This is a genomic window from Weissella sagaensis, assembly GCF_005405285.1.
Classification (GTDB): Bacteria; Bacillota; Bacilli; order Lactobacillales; family Lactobacillaceae; genus Weissella; species Weissella sagaensis.
Window position 1 is genome coordinate 35,414 of the sequence record NZ_BJDT01000004.1, and the last position, 19,522, is coordinate 54,935.

Consider the following 19,522-nt stretch of genomic DNA (forward strand, 5'->3'; position numbering starts at 1 on the left):
TTGCGTTTTTGAGTGCACCCTTTTTTGTTACAATGTATTATTATGCTAATGTCTGTTATAACGGCTTTACAGCTCCTTTTATGCTCACATTTGTAACAAAATAATGTTAGCATTTGTTAGCATGTATCTTAACATTTCTTAACATCCAAATGAGACAAATTGCCATGCCAAATAGTGGGTACAGTTGTTCATTCTGCACTTGTGCGGAAATTACATCTATTTGTTGTCCTAGTTTTTATTTATTTAACACGTTGTTCAAAATATTCCCAAAACTTAACTCATTTCTACTCTGCCATGACTAATTACCCCAAATCATACTAAAACGGCGTACAGGCTAATATATGGCTTTTCATTGGGCATGCGAAAAAGTCCGCCAACCTATTAAGCTATTTCACACGAAAATAAAAAAGCACTGAATTAGATCAGTGCCAAACTCTAAAATCATAGGTATCTGTAAAGCCATCAGCAAAGTATAAAAATGCTTCATTTAGTAATTGCTGGCCTCTTTTTCTGCTATAACCACTCAACTCTTCAATTTCTATCCACTGCTTATACTTCATATATCGATAATCAATAAATTGCCTTAGCTTTTCAGGTATTGCGTTAATTGCTTCAACTATTTCAGTGAGCCATTGTTTGGCTTGCATATGATTAGTTAACTTTCTCTCTGCCCCATTATCAACGTTTGTACTTTTTGGTATGTCGTCCCAAACAGGGCTTTTAATATCTATGTATGCTTGGTGTGCTCTTGCTTTGATAATTGGTAATTCTCTATTAAAGAACTCTCGGACATTCCTAATAGTCGCTTTCTCGTCTAGCACTTTACCCGTCGTATCAAGTATAGATAACATTCAATTCATCCCCCTGTATTTAGTCCAACATTTTCCAACATCTGACCTTAGCATTTCTTAGCATTTGTTCTATCATTTGCTAGCATTCTAGGTTAACAAAAGTTAACATCTAACAACTATCTACCGCCCTAGCAAAGGCGATTATCACGCCTATTTGTGGCATATTTTTTGTGTTGCGTTTTAGTGCAACGCGTTGCAACGTTTTTGTTGCGTTGCGTTGCATTTTGTTGCATTCGTTGCAACGTTTTCTTTTATTAAATCAAAGCTTCATAACCCTTTCAGATAGCCCTTAAACCAGCTTATTACCTTGACATTCAATACCATTGTACCAACATTTTTAGACTAACATTTACTAACATCTCAGGTTAGCATTTGTTAGCATCTGCTCCAGCATTTTCCAGCGTCATACCTTAACATTTCTTAACATCCCCTCCAATAACCTATATAGCATATACTATTATACTAGCAAATAAAAAAGCACTAACAAATTAATGTTAATGCTCAATTATGGTTCTTATAAACTTAATATTAATTGATTTTTTCAACACTTCCATCAGTATGGATAATACCAATTGCGCCCATACTTGAGCTTGCATCACGCCCCCAAATGTATAAATCTTTTGACGACGGAGCTGGTGTAAAAGAAAAGCCCCACGATTTCATTTGAATCATTTTTTGTTCATATGTTAAAGGCGCAGTAACTATATAATCTAAGTTTTTTAGATCTACATCTCGGTTGCGATTCCGTTCAGCAATACCCGTATTATCCTGTTCACCTTTTTTAATAGTATGACCATATGCATTAACATAATATTGACTATCTTCATCCGTTTCAGACTGCGAACTCTTCGTTTCATTGGTTGTATCACTATTACTATTAACATCATTTTCTACACTTGATGAACTAATACTAGAATCTTTACTTTCACTTTTAGAAGTCATGCCCTTTTTATGCTTTTCTACTGGGGATGTTGAAACTTGCGTGTCTATTTTATCTTGCTTATTCAATTGATTAAAAGTAAACACACCACCAATAATGATAACTAGCACAATAATAATTACAATAACCCGATTTTTTAATTTTTTATGGTGTCGTTTCTCTTCTGCCCGTTCTTGTCTTGAAGTCATAGCCCTAACCACCCTTTCACTATCAAGTATATAGATTAGCGACTGTTTTGTGGTTCTAAATTCGTTTTTATCATGTCATTTTTTAATTTCATGCAAAACGTGTAATTCTCATGGTCCAATTTTCGACTGTGAAACAAGACAGATCGCCAACAACGATTTATCAAATTCAATGACTTGTTTTAATTAAGTTCTTCTTTAGCTTCTTGTAATTGTTCCATCAAAACATCAATCGTTTCATTTCTATACTTGACAATTGCTTCAATTTTAGGATTTTTAAGATATAGTTCTTTGATCTCTGGAATTAGGTGTGCATAAATGTATACAGCCTTTGCCAAGTTTCTATCCGAGGTCTTAAAATCTTTATAGTCCTCGGAGTATATTTTAGACACATTAGTCCAATTAGTATCAACACTCAATTTATAATTTGATTCAAGAACAAAACTTGAAGGTACAACATTTTGACTACCTATTGTCTCCTTTAAACCTAATTTAACACTTTTTAGCGGATGACCTAATGAAATTTCTAGTTTTGTTGCACTCATAGCTGCAGTCGTATCACTAGTTCCACTAACGATACCCTCACTTTGTTCGTTAATGATATCAGTTGTAAATCCCATCATATCAGTAATAATAAATTGTTCTCTCAATATTCCGTGTTCATTATCAAAGAGATAAAACAGCCACCTAAACAACTCTGGGGTAATATTCTCTTCTTCAGTATCTACTAAGCCCAATAATTTTCTAACACGGTCTATCATGACAGGCTTTGAAGTATATACCGCGAGCCATAATTGTTTATCCAACTCAAAAAAAGCTGCTTCTAATTGTTCCACCCCAATTACCTGATCAAAATCCTTAATTTGAGTTTGCTTTTCATCTTTCCAAATATCCTTCTTCCGAAACTGTAATGTAAAATCAACCGGAACAAAAGATAGACTAATTTCTTCAGATAATTTAATAAACCTGGTTACTGTGTGCTCGGGAATATTCAGATTATAATGTAAGTTTTTTGCTGAATCTGGTACAGCATCTAAATCACTTTTAGCATTAAACCTTGTTTCTTTAATCAACTCTTTATTTAAAGATGAAATCTCAGATATCTTTGATTTTCCATTTATTTTTAATAAATACGTTGTTTTTTGTGTCATTTATTTCCTCTTTCTAATTGAAAAGAATTTAAATCTACCCGAACAAAAAAATTATGATAATTAATAATTTTACATATTAATTTACATAAAATACTGTCTCCACCCTCTATTTTGAATTTTAGTAAAAGACTAGAATATCCGGTCTCTATAACCCGAAGAACTACATCAATATCCACTAATTCTATTGGTTCCTTTTCATATTTATGATTACACAAAGGAATAGAAATAACAGATTGGTCAATAGGTACATTATTAAATTCCATATAGTCTTTTTTATTAGTTACTTGACATCTAACACTTTCTGGATAGAAATAAAGTACTCCTTGTGCACCAATCAATCTTAATAAAAATGAAAAGAACCGACCATAATCATACGTAAAATCCATTCGTATTTTAGTTGGTTCATTATTCTCAGCTAAAAAGATTTGTTTTTTTATAGAATTTCCCTGCTTATTTTTTATTTTCACCCTAACAGTTAGCTTTTTAATACATATAAGATTAACTAAAATAACTGACAAAGCATATATAATTGTGCTAATTACCAAAATTATGAAATTGGTAATCAATATCGTCCCTGTTTTGTTAAACTCAAATTTTTTCACAAAAAATGTCATCAATCCAGGCGCACCAAACAATGTAACCAATAAAGTAACAAAGCTCATATATATCTTTGGCAACAACGATAGTAAGTTTTTTAAAGCACGTTGCATATATAAAACCTCATCAAAAAATCTATAAATTTTTTATATTGATGTAATTTTACAATTTCATCATTTTCTCTAATTTGAAACGTACCGTTTAAATTTAGTTGAAATTGCATCCCAAGATCGTCAGTAATAACCATTTTATCAATTTCATACTCTTCTTCTTCAATTCTTGACAGTAAATCTAAACCCGTAATACTGTTATCCTCAAAATCTTCTTTTAAAATCTCATCTTCGGGAGAAAAACGAACATCTGAAACAGTATAGTTTTCATAACCAAATTTACTTCCCAAATCGCAAAAATTTCGTGTAGATAAGAGCAACAAAAAAATTTGAAACTTATTCAACATTTCATTAAAGCGCTTCCTGTCTTGCCAAAATAAATTTGGATTGTATTCAATGATTAAAACAGTTTTGGTATCCATCTCATATATCTTATGTTGTAATTTATAATTATTTGTAAAATATTTAGTTGCAGCACTCACTTCACTTGATTGCCTTGGATGATTAACTATTAACGGTATATAAACTGCCATTTTTAATCCCCCTTATGTTTTTGCTTAAACATTTTATATAGCTTATTATATACTACCTACACAGAAATCAGTAGAAGCTTATTCTTAAGTTAAAAGGTGTCGCAACTTACGACACCCCTCTAAAAAACGCCAACAAAGTCAGAAAGTACCTTGTTAGTGTTATTTTGCTTAGTCTTGGCTATATTATACGTTTAATGCCGCTTCTAGTGCTTGCGTTGCCACTGCTGAAACATTAATGCCATTGTCTTTTGCTAGATCACTAAGATATTTTGGTACTGTAATTGTCTTTCTGATTGTCTTACTGTTAGCTTTTAGCCATGCTGTCATATCAACCGATACATAAACAATACGTTCATTGTCTTTAACTTCCCAATCGCTTGGGTCTTGTGGCTCTGGGTACTCTGTACCGTCTAACATGGTGGCGATTGCATCTTCAGCCCAATAGATTGCCTCTTCTGCTGTGTCGCCTTGTGTTACCATTCCTTTGATATTAGGGGATGTGACAACAAAGTAATGGCCGTCGTCATTAAATTCACTGATAATTACAGGATAGATTAAACGTTTATTATTTCTTATTGCCATAACATTTTGAGAATATGCCAAACAATACTTTATTTTAGCCCTGCTTGCTTACGTATTGCCATTTCTGTGCCTTTCTTTAATTCCTTGGTGTGAAATGGTATTTCTGTTGTGCGTCCGTCTGGGTGTTTGTAACGCCTATGTCCGCCTTTACCTTTATCAGGTACTAACTCAAAACCGGCTTTCAATAGCTCTTTTCCCATTTCTTTGGGACGCTTTGGCATGTTCTCATCCTCCTCTCTATACGTACATTATACGTGCAATCACTATAAAAGTAAATACTTTATACGTATAATTATACGATAAAACGCCAACAAGTTATTTTCTAACTTTGCTGACGTTGTTTTATTATTCACTCATCATGATCCGCAATCTAATTGTCTTTAAACAATAGGTACCATGCCTAATGTTATACATTGCACACATAAAGTAATCAACACCCCAAACATAAAAATACCAACTTCACTACTCATTCTTTCGCCCTCTCAATATTTTTAAGTGATACTGAAATATTATGTAAAACGCCAACTTTCAGCAATTCAATTCTAGTTTGTATATCGTTGTTTGGTCGTGATACTAAAGTTAGTAGTTCTTGCATAATAAAATGTTCATTCATTATTCTTACCTCTCCATCCCCTTATACGTTGGCCACCTTGTTTTTCTAACTTATCTAAACGCTTGGCCAACTGTCTATTTTCCTTTTTTAATTGCTCTATTGTTGCCTCTAACTCATTCAACCTATCTTCATACTCGTAAACAATTGTCATGTCCTTAACTTCATTTTGTAAGTCTGCTATTGAAGTTAATACGTTCTCGTCCTCTAAATCTGCATAGTATCGAACATGATTAACCAACTCTGTTAGAAGCCTGCGTATTTTTGGGTCAACATCAGCCAGCACATCATTAATATTCTTATTCAATTCTTGAATGTGCTTGTTTGTTAGTTGTGTATTAAATGCCATTGTTGTATCTCCTTTATTTAAAAAGGTAGTTATTCCTACCCTCGTTACTTTTAATAAAAGTCTTATAAACATTGATATAAAAGCATTTATATTTTTTTACTACCTTACTACCCCTTTTTTGAACTCCGCTCGTATATATGTGTATATGTGTATATGTGTTTGTGTATTCTATATATAACTATTTATGAGTAACTATTTAAGGTAGTAAAGGTAGTAAAGAATAGATAAACGCTATTACACCAGTGGTTAGCTAAATTTATAAAAAGTAGTTAAATGGTAGCTTTTTCCTACTTTTACATCATATTTACTACCTTTATCTATGTTTGTTAACGCCTTTACCCCGTAATCTACTTTTCTTGTTTTCGTCAAAATCATTAACAACCTCTTTATCTTTTTCAATTCCTCTCGTTGGGAAGGTTGCTATAATTATCCCTTTACTCAATAGTGCATTCCTAAATTGTTTAAATGAAATAATATCCATTTCATCAAAGCCCTGTTCAGTCATAAATGGCTTGAATTGGTCGTACACATACTTAACAGTTGCGCCATTTGTACCCACAATTTCTACAAGATATTCATCTATAAATTGGCTAATATAATCATCACTCTTCAACCAGTCGGCAATTCTAGTTTTTGTACTTGGTAATAAGGTCAACTGCTTTCTTGCAATCGCTTGTTTAGCTAATTTAATTGCATACCCGATATATTCAGGTAACGCCTCTTTTAACTTATCCTTATCAAACTTATTTAAAAATGCTTTACGCTCATCTTCTGCCATGCTTTCAATTGGTTTAGCGTCTGCGGACAATAATACTAATCGGCGTTGATATTCCTTACTATCTTCAAACACTGGCAAATGGTAATTAACGGATATTAAAAATTTAGCTCGTGGCGTATACGTAAATGTTTCTTTTCCCTTAGGGTTAGCAGTAATTGGATCACCCGAAGATATTTTTTTAATAAGCGTCATACCGTCATTGTTTATCTGTGTATCACTTTCCGTCAAAATATTAGCGTAGGCAGTAGACAACTGATTAACATAACGGTCACTATCTTTACCCGACAATTGTTTAAAAGATATTGAACTACCAAAGTTTCCAAATGATTCTAACAACGTTTTTAACAGCGTACTTTTACCGTTTCCGCCAACACCTTGCATAAACATGATAGCGTTAATATTGCTTGCGTCTTTAAAAAACATATACCCAAACCATTCTGACAATGTTTTTTCTTCATCCCCTAACAAATGCCGTGCATATTCAGCAACTAGCCCACCATTTGGACTATTTAGCGATACATTAACAGGTAACTTAGATGTTAAATAATCATCTTTTTTAAAGGGATGTTGTACTAATGTTTCTAAATCAAGAGTGCCATTAGAAAAACTAACTAACTCATTTTTATCAAAAATAATATTTTGTGGTTCAAGCATATAAGCATACATATATGAATACAATTTACTTAAATCGCCGTTGCTCATCTTGTCATAAATCAACCACTCACTCAATTCAAAAATAACTTCATTTCTAACTGCTTGCGTAACTTGATTTGCTTTTGTATAGCTTTGCCAATACTCCCCCGTATAATGGTAGCCCAACGGGTTTTTGTCAGTTACAATAACGCTAATTCTTTCCTCAATACATTTTAAAAATTTAGGATAATCAATAATATGATGAATACGCTTTTTAAAAACAACGTGTTTTAACCACTTAGGGGCAAAAGTCGATAGCTCATCTAATAACTTTGCCACGTCATCATCATCTAAACGGCTTTCTACTTCTTTGCGTTTATTCCAGTAAACAATTTCTTTGGGTTGTTCTTTAACCGTCTGTGCTTTTTTCTCAATATCCTTTAACTCTTCATCATTTAAAATACTCAATACGTCCACCTCTCTGCCCACGATTTAAATTTATTGCCTAACTCTTTATTGTCGATAGGGTCGCTACCCATGTTATTTACAGCTTCTAATACATCCGCTGTCATGCGATAGTTGCCGTACGTATTTCTTAATGTCCAACCGCCCAAAGCCGTTAGCATGTTATCCCAACCACCAAACATCATGTAGTTACTTTCTGGATCTAACAGGCAAGCGATAATTTTTCTGTTTGTTTGTGCATATTTGGGGATGTCACTACTCTCATCATCTACATCAATCATTTGTTTTCGGGTGGTTTTTTCCTGATATTTTTCAGGGTTCGCATTATATGCTTCAATAACTTTATCAACTGGTAAGCCTTGCGCCACATCTTCAATGTTTGGTACATATTGGCTGTTCTGGGACGTTTGCACGTATAGCCCTTGTAATTGCTTAAAGCTCTGGTTAATTGCTGTAGTGTCGCCTTTAATGTCGATTGTTTTTGTGAGTACATTTGAAACTTTTGCATATTCATCAACATTGACCGCTCTATCTAGCGATACGCCAACTCTTAATCTTGCCCCCTGCTTAATGCCGTTGCTAATGGTTGGATAGATAACAAAACTTGTGCCAAATGCACGTAATAAGTCGCCCATGCGGTTACCGGTATCGGTATAATTCCCCTCATCATCTACATCAATAAACAAAACCGTGCGATTAATAACATCATCTTGCCTAGTCATACCTGATACTTCGCCATAGATAGCGTACGGCGCTGTATCTCTCTTATACTCGGCTAATTGTTCAGCCGTCATATTTAGCGCCTGTTGTGGCGCTCTGGTAGCGTGTAAAAGGTGGTTAAAGTCATCTGTATTATTTATAGTGGTGTATTGTTTTTGGCGCACACCGTTAGTCAAGTAAATCATCAAACCACTCCTTTTCTAGCCTCCAGTATGCTTGTGCCTGCTCTTCTTTATTCAGTGGATAAATGAGGCGGTCATTAAGCTTTTTTGTTAATGCCATCGCTCGACTTACATCTTTTGGATATAGCATCAGTGAGTTACAAAAAGAGTAGATGTAATGATCAAGCCGATTTGTATTAAGTGGGTTGTAATAAAGTTCAAATACTCCTGCCAATGCCTCGTTTTGTTGCTCTTTGGTTGGTTTAAAGTTCATGGTTAGTTACCTCAACAAATTCAGGCAATTTATTAATCGCTTTTGTTAGATCATTCAACAATTTATCAAAGCTAGGGAAAAGGGCCGTAACTATTTCAAGATGAGAAGATAGTTTAGTGTTGTTTAAGTCTATAAGTTCTTGTTCTGTTATATTGTCTAAATGATCATTAATAACCCATTCCATTTTGCCAACTAGTTCAATTAAATATTTAACTTCTAGTAATTCGATTTCCTTGCGTGGTTGTTCTTTTTCAGTCATAATAAAAACGTCCTTTCAGTGCCGTATAGTGCTGTTAGAGTTCATAAAAAGTCGTGTATTATCTGTTCGTCAAAACTTTTCTAATACATGACTTCATTAACAGCCAGTTACATGTTTTGTAGCTGGTTTTTTTGTGTTTCTAGTTTGTCACTAAATTCTGTTTGCCAATTGGCCAAATCGATACCTCTTAATTTATGTACTCGTTGCATGCTTTCCAATGCATCATTTTCTACGCTGTATGTTGCTGTTTGTAGTTCTGTTTGACTAGAGATAATAAATAAACCGCCCATCTTGCCATCTCGAATAGAGCCAACGGGAACGCCTGCTTTTACTAATTGCGAAGATAGTTGAGATACGGTTCTAGTATCTATGTTTAATAGATTGGCCAACTCTTTACGAGGCTTAGCATTTTCTTGTCCAACCGATAACAAGTTATATAGTGCGATTGCTTTTGTACTTAATGTCATGAGTTCTCCGCCTTTCCTAGTGCTGTTAATTGTTCATTCATCCGTTGTAAGATACTTAACTTGGTATTGTTAGTTAATTGCTCATCATTGGTAATAACGTCTATCAATGCACAACTAGCTAACTGAAAGCCATCCCCAAAGTCAGTAGACTGTTCTGTACTCTTCATGGGGTGCAATACCAACATTGTTTTTTTGGCTTGCTTATATCGTTTAACCATATCAAACGATAAATCATTTAGTTGATCATGCTTGACCATTAACATAACTGCCTGTACGCCTTGTTTCAAACCTAGTGCGATATATTGACTTGGCAAATGTGTCTCATCTTCTAAAACGTCATTCATTTCTTGCTTGGCTATATTGCATGCCCTTAACAATTGTTGTTTAAATTCTGTTTCTGTCATGTTCATGCTCCTTTTCTTTAAAGTTGCTTCATTGCCTCATCTAATTCATCTCGGTTATAACGTTCTAGCCTTGCTAGTCCATGACTTTCTAAATTGTGTACGGGGATGGCTTCATCATCTACTAATCTTTGAAATGCTCGTTTACCTAAATTCACATAAGCTTGTGCTTGTTGTTTGTTCATCCATTGCCGTCCGTTGTCATTGAATTCCAATCGGTCAGCAATTGACTGTACTGCTCCAACTAATGCGGGATAATCTGTTAAACTATTATTTGTCATAAAGGTTCGCTCCTTTTTTCTTGAGAATGTTGCTACTAATTGTTAAACCATTGTTAGTTGATGCCTGCTTAGGTTGCTGACAATGGTTTTTCTTTTGGTTTCGGTGTGGTAGTCCCGATTATTGTTTTTTTGATACTAACCAAAAGTCACAATATATTTATCAAACAGTTTAATGACTTGTTCAGGTCGTACCCTAGATTTAATCTAGGTCGTTTTCTTCAACTATGTAGTAGCCAAACTTACGAGTAATAAAGTAGTCTGCAATACGATCAATCACAAACAATACTGCTAATGTGATACTAATTTCAATAAAGAATGCTGTTACGGCTCCCATTGGTTAAGCTCCTTTACTAATTGTTAACTTGATAACGTCATATGATTGGCCAATGATGATTAAACTAGCAATGGCTTGTTTCACATGTTAAAATTCATCAAGTTGCTCATTAGTTAGTGCTTCTTGTGCATTTGCAACATGGTACATCTCTCTTAGTTTCTTCGGTGTAAAGCCTGTGACAGTTAAATATGCTAATGTGTGGTAATTTGAGTAAGCGTATTTATTATCAGGTAAATACTCATGGATCACTTGCCCTAAATCTTTATTAATCTGCCTATTGCGTTCTAACAAAATATTCTTGTTAATAATTTCTTGCTGTTGTACCTTTACTTTGTATTTCAATTCTTTAAATGCTTTTGCAATTAATAGATTGAACTTAACTACTTGTGGCGTATTATCCAATAAGCTAAATAAGAAAGTAACGTGCGTTTCAGTCAAATGATAAATTTTATGAGGTCGTCCACCTTTTGAGCCTGCAATAGGTTTTGACGTTTCAAACGTTAAAACCCCTAGTTGTTCAAACTCGTTAAAATGACGTGTAATTAATTCTCTAATTCTTTTACGGCTAACGCCTGAATATTGAGAAACAATATCGCTAGTCGTATATGGCTCACTCTTCATATCATGTATAAATACTAAATTCTTCATGTTATAATTAACCTCCGTTACATGTCGTGTGATCTGTAATTAGATTTCATAGCCTGCCATTTAGCCATGGTAGGCTTTTTTATATGCTCTGTTCCGCCTCTGCGATTAAATCAGGAATGATTTTTGTATTCCCATTTACTTTAGCCAGCTCAATCAACTTTAAAATCTTGCTAACATCTTGCTTATAGGCTTTGGTTTCCCGTGGGTCTTGTTTGCCATACAGCGTTTTCCCTTGCTCTTGATCGTAAAATTTAAATATTAAACGTCTTTGTCGAGTGTCTCGTTTAAGCTTAGGTAAAATATTTGAAAGTCGTTCTAAAGATATAACGTTGAAATGATTACCAACTTCAGTAAGCTCTGACACTCTGGCGTGTAAAACACCACCATGCCTACCCCAATTAACATTACTGTTTGATGAATAACCCACTGCCTTTGTAAAATCAGCAAACAAATAATAAATGGTGTCTCCATCCCCTTTTAATACTCGAACATTCTGGCCATTAAAATTAAGTGTTCCAATGAGATGTAGTTCTACATCATTTGCAAGTTGCTTCTTTTCCGGGGCTTTGGCCAATTGCTCATAATATTTAAACGCTTCAATAAATGCCAGCTTTACTAAATCTACTTTAGTTCCTCTAAAGCTAGTAACCAAAAATATAAAGCCGTCTCGGTTCATTTGATAAGCTTTATTATTCTTACCGCTTGTATCTTGATAAGTAAATTCAGTGAACATATTTTTTAACTGGGCTGACAATTCAGCCGAGTGCAATTTGTTATCAACCAACTGCAAAACATTCTTATGTTGTTTATTAAATGCCCTTGCTACAGTCAATGTGTCAGTTACCTCTTCATCATTAACCACTGTTACCAGTTTATTTTGTGCTAAAATTGAGTTATTCGTATTAATCGTGTCCTTTCGATACTTGACTGCTCCGCTCTCTGACAAGCGGGGCTTTTTTTATGCCCTAAATTTGCTTATACAACCACTCATTTAGCTTTGCTATTGTTGTTGGGAATGCCTCATCCGTTTTACCTTTAAAAATTTTATCTAGTGTCCAACGGCTTACCCCTGTTTGTCTTGCCAGTTCAATCACTGTAATGTTTAGCTCCCCTCTCTTGCGTTTGATTGCTGTTGTTAAATCCTTCGAAATTGTTGCCATTATTATCCACCTCCCTTTTATTTTTAACACCATAATGGTGTATGAGATGATTACACTATAAAACACCATTGTGGTGTAAGTCAACACTTTTTTCACTCCACAATGGTGTTTTATATGTTATTATACTCATGAGGTGACTACGTTATGAATAGATTAAAAACAATAAGAAAGAAACTAGGTGCATCACAAATAGACGTTGCCAATGCTATCGGAATATCACAACAAGCCTATGCACGTTACGAAAACGAACAACGTGAACCAAAATTAGAAACTTGGCAAAAATTAGCTGACTATTTCCATGTGTCAATTGGTTATATTCAAGGTTTGTACGACAAAAACGAAACTGAAACTGATAAATATTTAATAGATTCGATACAACAACTTAGCTTTGAAAAAAGTGATAAAGAAAAAATTACAGATATTATTTTTACTTTAAACGAGAGAATAGAAGATTTGGAAAGTAAACTAAATCAAATGCAGCATCTCGAAGAATATGGATATGACAGGAATGATTATTAAAACCTCACAATTATGGCTAAAGTTTAAGTTATAAGGGTGTCGGTTTAATCTACACCCCACTCAAATATAAGCCTGTCATTAAAACAGTGTCCGCAATATTGCCGATACCCTCGAAGTAAGTACAAAATTGTACCCACATACTAGAAAGGACATTGTATGTATTGGAAAGGTTTATCTAAGACCAAAGAAACACGGTTATCACAAACAGATGTAACGCCACTTTCTCAAACGGACATACAACCATTGTCAGAGACTAATAAAACAGGCTTACAAGACTTGCTAACGGTAGAAAATTAATTATTCTTACTGATTGGCCAAACATTTAACTTCTTAGATCACTAATTTTTTCTGTTGTTGTTCGCTGTCTTTCCCCACTCATGGGGATGGAAATTTCATAGTAAAATAACATGTCGTAAATCTGTGCTATCAATCTCGCTCGCCATATCTGGTTAGCCAACACACTCGTAGGAGTCACAAGTTACCGTCCCCTTATACTCAAACAAATAAACCATACATATACGCTCGGTCGTGGTAGTCCCGTATAGAAAGTGTTTAATTTTATGAGTATTACAAAACAAAAAGATAGAACTTACAATGTGCGTATTTCTTATAGTGATAATGACGGTAAGCGCCGTGAGAAAAATAAAAAAGGCTTTACGTCCCTAACCCTTGCTAAGAAGTGGGAACGTAAAACCCTTGATGAGATTGATGAAATTTTAGCTAATCACAAACAGCAAAAGAATAGAATGTTGTTACGTGATGTTTATGAGATGTGGTTATCCACCTACAAACCCAAAGTAGCCGATACAACATTAAAGAAAACTGATAGTTTCATGCAACTACATGTATTGTGTTCTAAGTGGTTTAAAAATAGTTATGTAGATGAGATTACACCTACTATTTTACAGCAATTTGTAAATGAATTGAGTGCAGTCATGCACAACTACAAAAAGAATTTAATGCCGTTTAAACAAACACTTGCACAATGCGTTGTTATGGGGCTAATTGATGAAACACCTTTCAACAGGATCATCATGCCACAACCTAAGCCATCCCCAATATTCACGGATAGACTAGATTTTTACACGATTGAACAACTTAACCAGTTCATGAGTAGTGCAAAAGTTTTATACGGTGGTCGTGATGATGTGAAATACAGAATCTATGCTCTATTTAGAGTTCTGGCTTTCACTGGTATGAGACGTGGTGAATTGTTAGCGTTAAAGTGGACTGATATTGACTATCAAAATAAAACTATCAAAGTTAATAAAAACTTGGTTGTTGATAATGGTATTATCAATAAAATTCATCCACCTAAGACAAAAGCAGGTAACCGCAATGTTAGGATAGATGATAATACACTAACTATCTTACGTCATTGGCAAGCCATTCAATCACGTTTAACGCTTGCTAGCGGTTTACAGTCTACGGGTATCATATTTACTAACAGTACACTCGATAATTACCAATTAGTTAGCAAATTACGTCCGTGGCTTATTACAATTGCTGAACATGCAAGATTACCACGTATTAAAGTGCATGGTTTCCGCCATACTTACGCTACCTTAGCTATTCAAGCGGGGATGAATGTTAAACAATTACAGTACCAACTCGGCCATGATGATGTACAAACAACATTATCCGTGTACAGTGGACTGACTGAAACCGATAAAGCAAAAACAGCGGATGTATTTACATCACTGGTCAACTTTTAGAAAAAATGTGTATTTAAAGAGTTAAACCCTTTATCAATATCGCAAATATGTGTATTTTAATGTGTAATCATAAAATTAAATTCCTTTACACCGGGCTTTGCGGGACTTTTATTTACTCCCGTTGGCTCCTTATTGAGGTTTAACAAACACCTTTAAGTCAACAAAAATAGTTGGAAATTTGGGAACTACCTACTATGTAAATAAAACGCTGTTCAATTGCTGAACAGCGTTTTATTTTAATACCACCATTAGTGCACTAATATCTTTACTTATAAAGATGATGTTATTTGCCAATTGTAACCCTTGTTCAAGTCAACTCCCCCTACTCTAAATTTTCTTAAATTAAATAACCACCACCTATTGGCTTTGTACCCGTATAATTTATCATCCAATTAAAATATCCGTTAATCATTACTCATCTTGTAAACAATTATTAATAAAGCTAGTTATATTATCTTTTTATACAAAATAAAAAGGCTACCCATTTGAATTGGATAACCTCTCAACTTAAAATATTACAAAATAGAAAATCTTATTGCTTACGTTTTGACTTCATATCTATTAGTCCGCTTACAAACAAGATTACCAAAACAACTAGCATCGCATACCATCCTTTATGCGCATTCACATTGTTCGCTACCTTAACTGCAGTTTTAGGTAAGACTACTGAAGTATCCTTATTTGGTCCAATTTTAGTATAACCTTTGTTAATTGTCGGTTGCATACCAAGTGAACTATGATATTTATCGTTAACAACATTTGTCACAAGATTAGTCGTAACAGCAGAATTTATTACAGACATGCCGCCACTATTACTAGGCTTACTTGTGCTATTTTCTAACGTGTCATGAGTTACATTATTTTCACCGTTTATCGATACACCATTTCCAGATATTGTATTATTGCCACTTGGTTTATTATCATCATTTGTTGACGTATCACTCCCTGACGTACTGGTTTCACTGGATGACCCATCACCATTTGGTTTTTCTTCGCCACTTGTTGACGTATCACTCCCCGACGTACTAGTTTCACTGGATGACGACCCATCACCATTTGGTTTTTCTACTTCACTTGTTGACGTGTCATTTCCTGACGTGCTGGTCTCACTAGATGATCCATCACCATCTGGTTTTTCTTCGCCACTTGTTGACGTGTCATTTCCTGACGTACTAGTTTCACTGGATGAACCATCGCCATCTGGCTTTTCTTCGCCACTTGTTGACGTATCACTCCCCGACGTACTGGTTTCACTGGATGACGAACCATCACCATTTGGTTTTTCTACTTCACTTGTTGACGTGTCATTTCCTGACGTGCTGGTCTCACTAGATGAGCCATCACCATCTGGCTTTTCTTCGCCACTCGTTGACGTATCACTCCCTGACGTACTGGTTTCACTGGATGAACCATCACCATTTGGTTTTTCTTCGCCACTTGGTGACGTGTCATTTCCTGACGTGCTGGTCTCACTAGATGAGCCATCACCATCTGGCTTTTCTTCGCCACTTGTTGACGTATCACTCCCTGACGTACTAGTTTCACTAGATGACCCATCGCCATTTGGTTTTTCTACTTCACTTGTTGACGTGTCATTTCCTGACGTGCTGGTCTCACTGGATGACGAACCATCACCATTTGGTTTTTCTACTTCACTTGTTGACGTGTCATTTCCTGACGTGCTGGTCTCACTAGATGAGCCATCACCATCTGGCTTTTCTTCGCCACTTGTTGACGTATCACTCCCCGACGTACTGGTTTCACTGGATGACGACCCATCACCATTTGGTTTTTCTACTTCACTTGTTGACGTGTCATTTCCTGACGTGCTGGTCTCACTAGATGAGCCATCACCATCTGGCTTTTCTTCGCCACTTGTTGACGTATCACTCCCCGACGCACTAGTTTCACTGGATGACGACCCATCACCATTTGGTTTTTCTACTTCACTTGTTGACGTGTCATTTCCTGACGTGCTGGTCTCACTGGATGAACCATCACCATTTGGTTTTTCTACTTCACTTGTTGACGTATCACTCCCCGACGTACTGGTTTCACTGGATGACGACCCATCACCATTTGGTTTTTCTACTTCACCTGTTGACGTGTCATTTCCTGACGTACTAGTTTCACTAGATGACCCATCACCGCCATTTGGCTTTTCTAATGTACTCGTACTTTCTGATTCTGAGCTGCTGCTACTTGAATTTACAGGCTTACTAACTCCCCAAACATATACTGTATTTGCTTTAGGATTCTTTAAATCAAGCAAAACGTTTTTTGTTTCCTCTTCTTGCCAATTTCCATTACTCTTGGTACCAGTTAATGGGTTAATTTTTCCACTGGTAGGATTTTCAAGCCATGGATCTACCAAATATGTATTTGGTCCTAGTTTTAAGTAAGCAATACCGGTGTGATATAACATGCCACCAAAATTGATAACATTTTCAGTATTAAAACTTTGTAAATCAAGTTTTGTTAAATTAGATGTTTCTAAAAACATATTTCCCATATCAGAAACTTTACCCGTGTTAAATGAACTTAAATCTATATGATTTAAACCTGAATTACTAAATAAGTCACGCATAGAAATCACATTACCAGTATCAAACCCACCCATTTTAACAGTGTCTAATGAACGAGTATAAGCAAACATACCGCTCATATTTGTCACTTTACTCGTATCCCATCTACTTAAATCTAAAGTTTCTAACTTATCATCATTTAGAAACATATTACTCATATTTACTACATTAGATGTATCTAAATTATTTTCACCCTTAATACTAATTAATGAACGATTAGAAAATAAATTCGCGCTATCAGATGGCAAAATCACTTTACCATCAATAACAATATATTTTACAGAATCACCTAAAATACCATCTTGACTCCAAGGTGCGTCATTATTACTTAGTGTGCCACCTTCAAGATTAATGGTCCCTGTTACTGGATTAAAATTCCAATCACAAGTTCCCCAAGTTCCTGTTTGAATGGCCGTACTATCGGCTGTAGTATTTAATTTACTACTCAGTTGCGCATCATCTGCAAAAACATTATCAGTAACCAACAAACCAGATCCTATTAATATTGACGCAGCTGTCAATAAACTTATCTCTAAACTTTTTTTCATCATATTTACTCCAATTCTAATATTGTGAGAGTATTGTATCTTATTTAGAATATTCACAACATTATAAAATAGTTCGATTTACATCAAAAAAGTATCCTAACTATTAAAATAAATACTTTAATCGTTTTTTATCTAAAATACAAAGCATTTTCACTTCATAAATTATTGGTACATCCTCAGCAAACTACGATATTTAACGTCAAAAAAACTGTTTCCGTTTACATATCGGAAACAGTTTTTAGTTAATTAAAAATTATTTAGATACCTAACTTTTTCGTGAAATTTCACTTAAGTTATTTGAGTACGATTTTTTATTATTTTAACAATCCCTGCGCATTATACTAATATCGTTTCAACCATTAACTTCCATGACATGATTTCCACATTTCATCCCCGAATGGCTACAAATCACATTATTTCTGAATCATTAAAAAATATAAAAAAGGCCAGAATTGATGACATTATTCTAGCTTTTTTACTACTCATACCTGTGTTAGTTAATTCACTATAAGCTCTTCGGTACCCATCTCTATATGAAATTGATAACAATGCTAAAACTATTACTATAATAATAAAGATTATAGATAGATTAAGCCACATATCTAAAATACTTCCTTCTTGAAATTTATAATTCAAATAAAATTTAAAAATATTAGTTACAAATTTATTTATGTATATAGCAACATAATACTAGCACCTTTTTATTTTGTAGCGGCCATTCAACATCACTCACCGTGAGATTTACCGCGTAACACATGATCTGCGTGTTCAAAGGTTTCATTGATTACATCTAAAATATGTGGATCATTTAACTGATAATAATTATATTTACCATTTCTTTCACTCGTCACTAACTGATGATCACGCAATAAAGCTAGATTGTGTGATACAACGGATTGTTCAATGCCCAATAACTCACTTAATTCTTTTACACTTAGCCTTTTATTCTCTAAATTGTACAACATTTCAATTCTGATACGATTACTTAATAATTTCATAATACTAGTCATCTCAAGCAAATGTTGATCATCCATTACACAATGTCCCCCTTTCAAAAATATGATAAAACATGATGAATTAAGCCACTATCCCAAAATACATATAAACCAATTAAGATATAACAGATTTTCATCATGATTTCACCATATTGGTTCATTATTTTCATAACCAAATTAGTTGTTACGACTAATTTAATTATAAAAACAATCATAGTGACTAAAATGGCAATTATCAAGATTGTTATCACTAAATCATGGATACTTTTACCAATCATAATTGGCAGAAAAATCGCTAAAACACATCCTGAACACACAGATAAATAAGTCAATAAAACTGTTATAATGGGTTGTTTATGCCATTTAGGAGCACCATTGCCATCATCATCATGCAAAGCCATATAAATTGGCAATATTCCAAGCAAGCCTAAAATCCATTCAGGTAAAAATAGCCCTAGCGTTGCACCAATAAAATAGCTACCAATTAACAACAGCATAACACCTGCTAGATAACCCAGCAAAACTTGCAAGACATGATATTTTTTCAGTAAAAATAACAACATGAAGAAAAAGTCTATATTAATACCTAAAAACGTCATAACTATAATCCCTATATTCATTTCAGCCTCCTAAAAAACACATGTTGTTTATTACATATGTACATAATAACA

At 34.5% G+C, this 19,522-nt stretch carries 25 protein-coding genes; 3 read left to right on the top strand and 22 right to left on the bottom strand.

The window, feature by feature from the left end; genetic code table 11:
• Positions 1-422: 422 nt before the first annotated feature.
• The 19 genes from FFM55_RS04955 to FFM55_RS05040 form a co-directional block, all read right to left on the bottom strand.
• Positions 423-851: an ArpU family phage packaging/lysis transcriptional regulator gene (locus FFM55_RS04955; protein WP_137600618.1), complete on the bottom strand. Its 429-nt coding sequence runs from the start codon at positions 849-851 to the stop codon at positions 423-425.
• Positions 852-1,379: 528 nt separating this feature from the next.
• Positions 1,380-1,979 carry a hypothetical protein gene (locus FFM55_RS04960; protein ID WP_137600619.1) on the bottom strand — a complete coding sequence of 200 codons (600 nt, stop codon included), beginning with the start codon at positions 1,977-1,979 and terminating at the stop codon, positions 1,380-1,382.
• Positions 1,980-2,158: 179 nt separating this feature from the next.
• The gene (locus tag FFM55_RS04965; protein ID WP_137600620.1) at positions 2,159-3,127 is read right to left on the bottom strand and encodes a hypothetical protein; all 969 of its coding nucleotides are present in this window, start codon (positions 3,125-3,127) and stop codon (positions 2,159-2,161) included.
• The gene (locus FFM55_RS04970) at positions 3,124-3,837 is read right to left on the bottom strand and encodes a hypothetical protein (protein WP_137600621.1); all 714 of its coding nucleotides are present in this window, start codon (positions 3,835-3,837) and stop codon (positions 3,124-3,126) included. The genes FFM55_RS04965 and FFM55_RS04970 overlap by 4 nt, the downstream gene beginning before the upstream one ends.
• A complete protein-coding gene (locus FFM55_RS04975) occupies positions 3,822-4,367 on the bottom strand; it encodes a hypothetical protein (protein ID WP_137600622.1) in 546 nt (181 codons plus the stop codon). The genes FFM55_RS04970 and FFM55_RS04975 overlap by 16 nt, the downstream gene beginning before the upstream one ends.
• Positions 4,368-4,550: 183 nt before the next feature.
• A complete protein-coding gene (locus FFM55_RS04980) occupies positions 4,551-4,949 on the bottom strand; it encodes a type II toxin-antitoxin system HicB family antitoxin (protein WP_137600668.1) in 399 nt (132 codons plus the stop codon).
• 29 nt (positions 4,950-4,978) lie between these two features.
• Positions 4,979-5,170: a type II toxin-antitoxin system HicA family toxin gene (locus tag FFM55_RS04985; protein ID WP_137600623.1), complete on the bottom strand. Its 192-nt coding sequence runs from the start codon at positions 5,168-5,170 to the stop codon at positions 4,979-4,981.
• Positions 5,171-5,554: 384 nt separating this feature from the next.
• Positions 5,555-5,908 (bottom strand): hypothetical protein, encoded by a 354-nt coding sequence (locus tag FFM55_RS04990; RefSeq protein ID WP_137600624.1) that lies wholly within the window; start codon positions 5,906-5,908, stop codon positions 5,555-5,557.
• 313 nt (positions 5,909-6,221) lie between these two features.
• Complete coding sequence (locus tag FFM55_RS04995; RefSeq protein WP_170999659.1) at positions 6,222-7,787, bottom strand: DUF5906 domain-containing protein; 1,566 nt, start codon at positions 7,785-7,787, stop codon at positions 6,222-6,224.
• On the bottom strand, positions 7,784-8,689 hold the full coding sequence (locus tag FFM55_RS05000; protein WP_137600626.1) for a hypothetical protein: 906 nt from the start codon (positions 8,687-8,689) through the stop codon (positions 7,784-7,786). Before FFM55_RS05000 ends, FFM55_RS04995 begins: the two co-directional genes overlap by 4 nt.
• A complete protein-coding gene (locus FFM55_RS05005) occupies positions 8,673-8,939 on the bottom strand; it encodes a hypothetical protein (protein WP_137600627.1) in 267 nt (88 codons plus the stop codon). Before FFM55_RS05005 ends, FFM55_RS05000 begins: the two co-directional genes overlap by 17 nt.
• The gene (locus FFM55_RS05010) at positions 8,929-9,198 is read right to left on the bottom strand and encodes a hypothetical protein (protein ID WP_137600628.1); all 270 of its coding nucleotides are present in this window, start codon (positions 9,196-9,198) and stop codon (positions 8,929-8,931) included. Before FFM55_RS05010 ends, FFM55_RS05005 begins: the two co-directional genes overlap by 11 nt.
• Positions 9,199-9,305: 107 nt before the next feature.
• On the bottom strand, positions 9,306-9,665 hold the full coding sequence (locus FFM55_RS05015; RefSeq protein WP_137600629.1) for an Rrf2 family transcriptional regulator: 360 nt from the start codon (positions 9,663-9,665) through the stop codon (positions 9,306-9,308).
• Complete coding sequence (locus tag FFM55_RS05020) at positions 9,662-10,069, bottom strand: hypothetical protein (protein WP_137600630.1); 408 nt, start codon at positions 10,067-10,069, stop codon at positions 9,662-9,664. The genes FFM55_RS05015 and FFM55_RS05020 overlap by 4 nt, the downstream gene beginning before the upstream one ends.
• 17 nt (positions 10,070-10,086) lie before the next feature.
• Positions 10,087-10,347 (bottom strand): hypothetical protein, encoded by a 261-nt coding sequence (locus tag FFM55_RS05025; RefSeq protein ID WP_137600631.1) that lies wholly within the window; start codon positions 10,345-10,347, stop codon positions 10,087-10,089.
• A gap of 199 nt (positions 10,348-10,546) precedes the next feature.
• On the bottom strand, positions 10,547-10,681 hold the full coding sequence (locus FFM55_RS10050) for a hypothetical protein (protein ID WP_275667568.1): 135 nt from the start codon (positions 10,679-10,681) through the stop codon (positions 10,547-10,549).
• Positions 10,682-10,768: 87 nt separating this feature from the next.
• Positions 10,769-11,329 carry a Rha family transcriptional regulator gene (locus FFM55_RS05030; protein WP_137600632.1) on the bottom strand — a complete coding sequence of 187 codons (561 nt, stop codon included), beginning with the start codon at positions 11,327-11,329 and terminating at the stop codon, positions 10,769-10,771.
• A gap of 79 nt (positions 11,330-11,408) precedes the next feature.
• Complete coding sequence (locus tag FFM55_RS05035; RefSeq protein WP_170999660.1) at positions 11,409-12,191, bottom strand: Rha family transcriptional regulator; 783 nt, start codon at positions 12,189-12,191, stop codon at positions 11,409-11,411.
• 103 nt (positions 12,192-12,294) lie between these two features.
• Positions 12,295-12,489 carry a helix-turn-helix domain-containing protein gene (locus FFM55_RS05040; RefSeq protein ID WP_137600634.1) on the bottom strand — a complete coding sequence of 65 codons (195 nt, stop codon included), beginning with the start codon at positions 12,487-12,489 and terminating at the stop codon, positions 12,295-12,297.
• A 144-nt stretch (positions 12,490-12,633) separates the two neighbouring features.
• On the opposite strand from FFM55_RS05040, the gene FFM55_RS05045 reads away from it, so the two are divergent.
• From FFM55_RS05045 to FFM55_RS05050, 3 genes are all read left to right on the top strand, one after another.
• The gene (locus tag FFM55_RS05045) at positions 12,634-13,008 is read left to right on the top strand and encodes a helix-turn-helix domain-containing protein (RefSeq protein ID WP_137600635.1); all 375 of its coding nucleotides are present in this window, start codon (positions 12,634-12,636) and stop codon (positions 13,006-13,008) included.
• Between the two features lie 156 nt (positions 13,009-13,164).
• Entirely contained in the window at positions 13,165-13,305 is a 141-nt protein-coding gene (locus FFM55_RS09810) for a hypothetical protein (RefSeq protein WP_170999661.1), read from the top strand.
• Positions 13,306-13,568: 263 nt separating this feature from the next.
• On the top strand, positions 13,569-14,723 hold the full coding sequence (locus FFM55_RS05050; RefSeq protein ID WP_137600636.1) for a tyrosine-type recombinase/integrase: 1,155 nt from the start codon (positions 13,569-13,571) through the stop codon (positions 14,721-14,723).
• A 532-nt stretch (positions 14,724-15,255) separates the two neighbouring features.
• Here the strand turns inward: FFM55_RS05050 and FFM55_RS05055 are convergent.
• The 3 genes from FFM55_RS05055 to FFM55_RS05065 all read right to left on the bottom strand — a co-directional run bounded on the left by FFM55_RS05055 (position 15,256) and on the right by FFM55_RS05065 (position 19,471).
• On the bottom strand, positions 15,256-17,859 hold the full coding sequence (locus FFM55_RS05055; protein ID WP_137600637.1) for a BspA family leucine-rich repeat surface protein: 2,604 nt from the start codon (positions 17,857-17,859) through the stop codon (positions 15,256-15,258).
• A 722-nt stretch (positions 17,860-18,581) separates the two neighbouring features.
• Positions 18,582-18,890, bottom strand: coding sequence for an ArsR/SmtB family transcription factor (locus FFM55_RS05060; RefSeq protein ID WP_042493447.1), 309 nt, complete (start codon positions 18,888-18,890; stop codon positions 18,582-18,584).
• 17 nt (positions 18,891-18,907) lie between these two features.
• Positions 18,908-19,471 carry a cadmium resistance transporter gene (locus FFM55_RS05065; protein WP_042493445.1) on the bottom strand — a complete coding sequence of 188 codons (564 nt, stop codon included), beginning with the start codon at positions 19,469-19,471 and terminating at the stop codon, positions 18,908-18,910.
• Positions 19,472-19,522 lie beyond the last annotated feature (51 nt).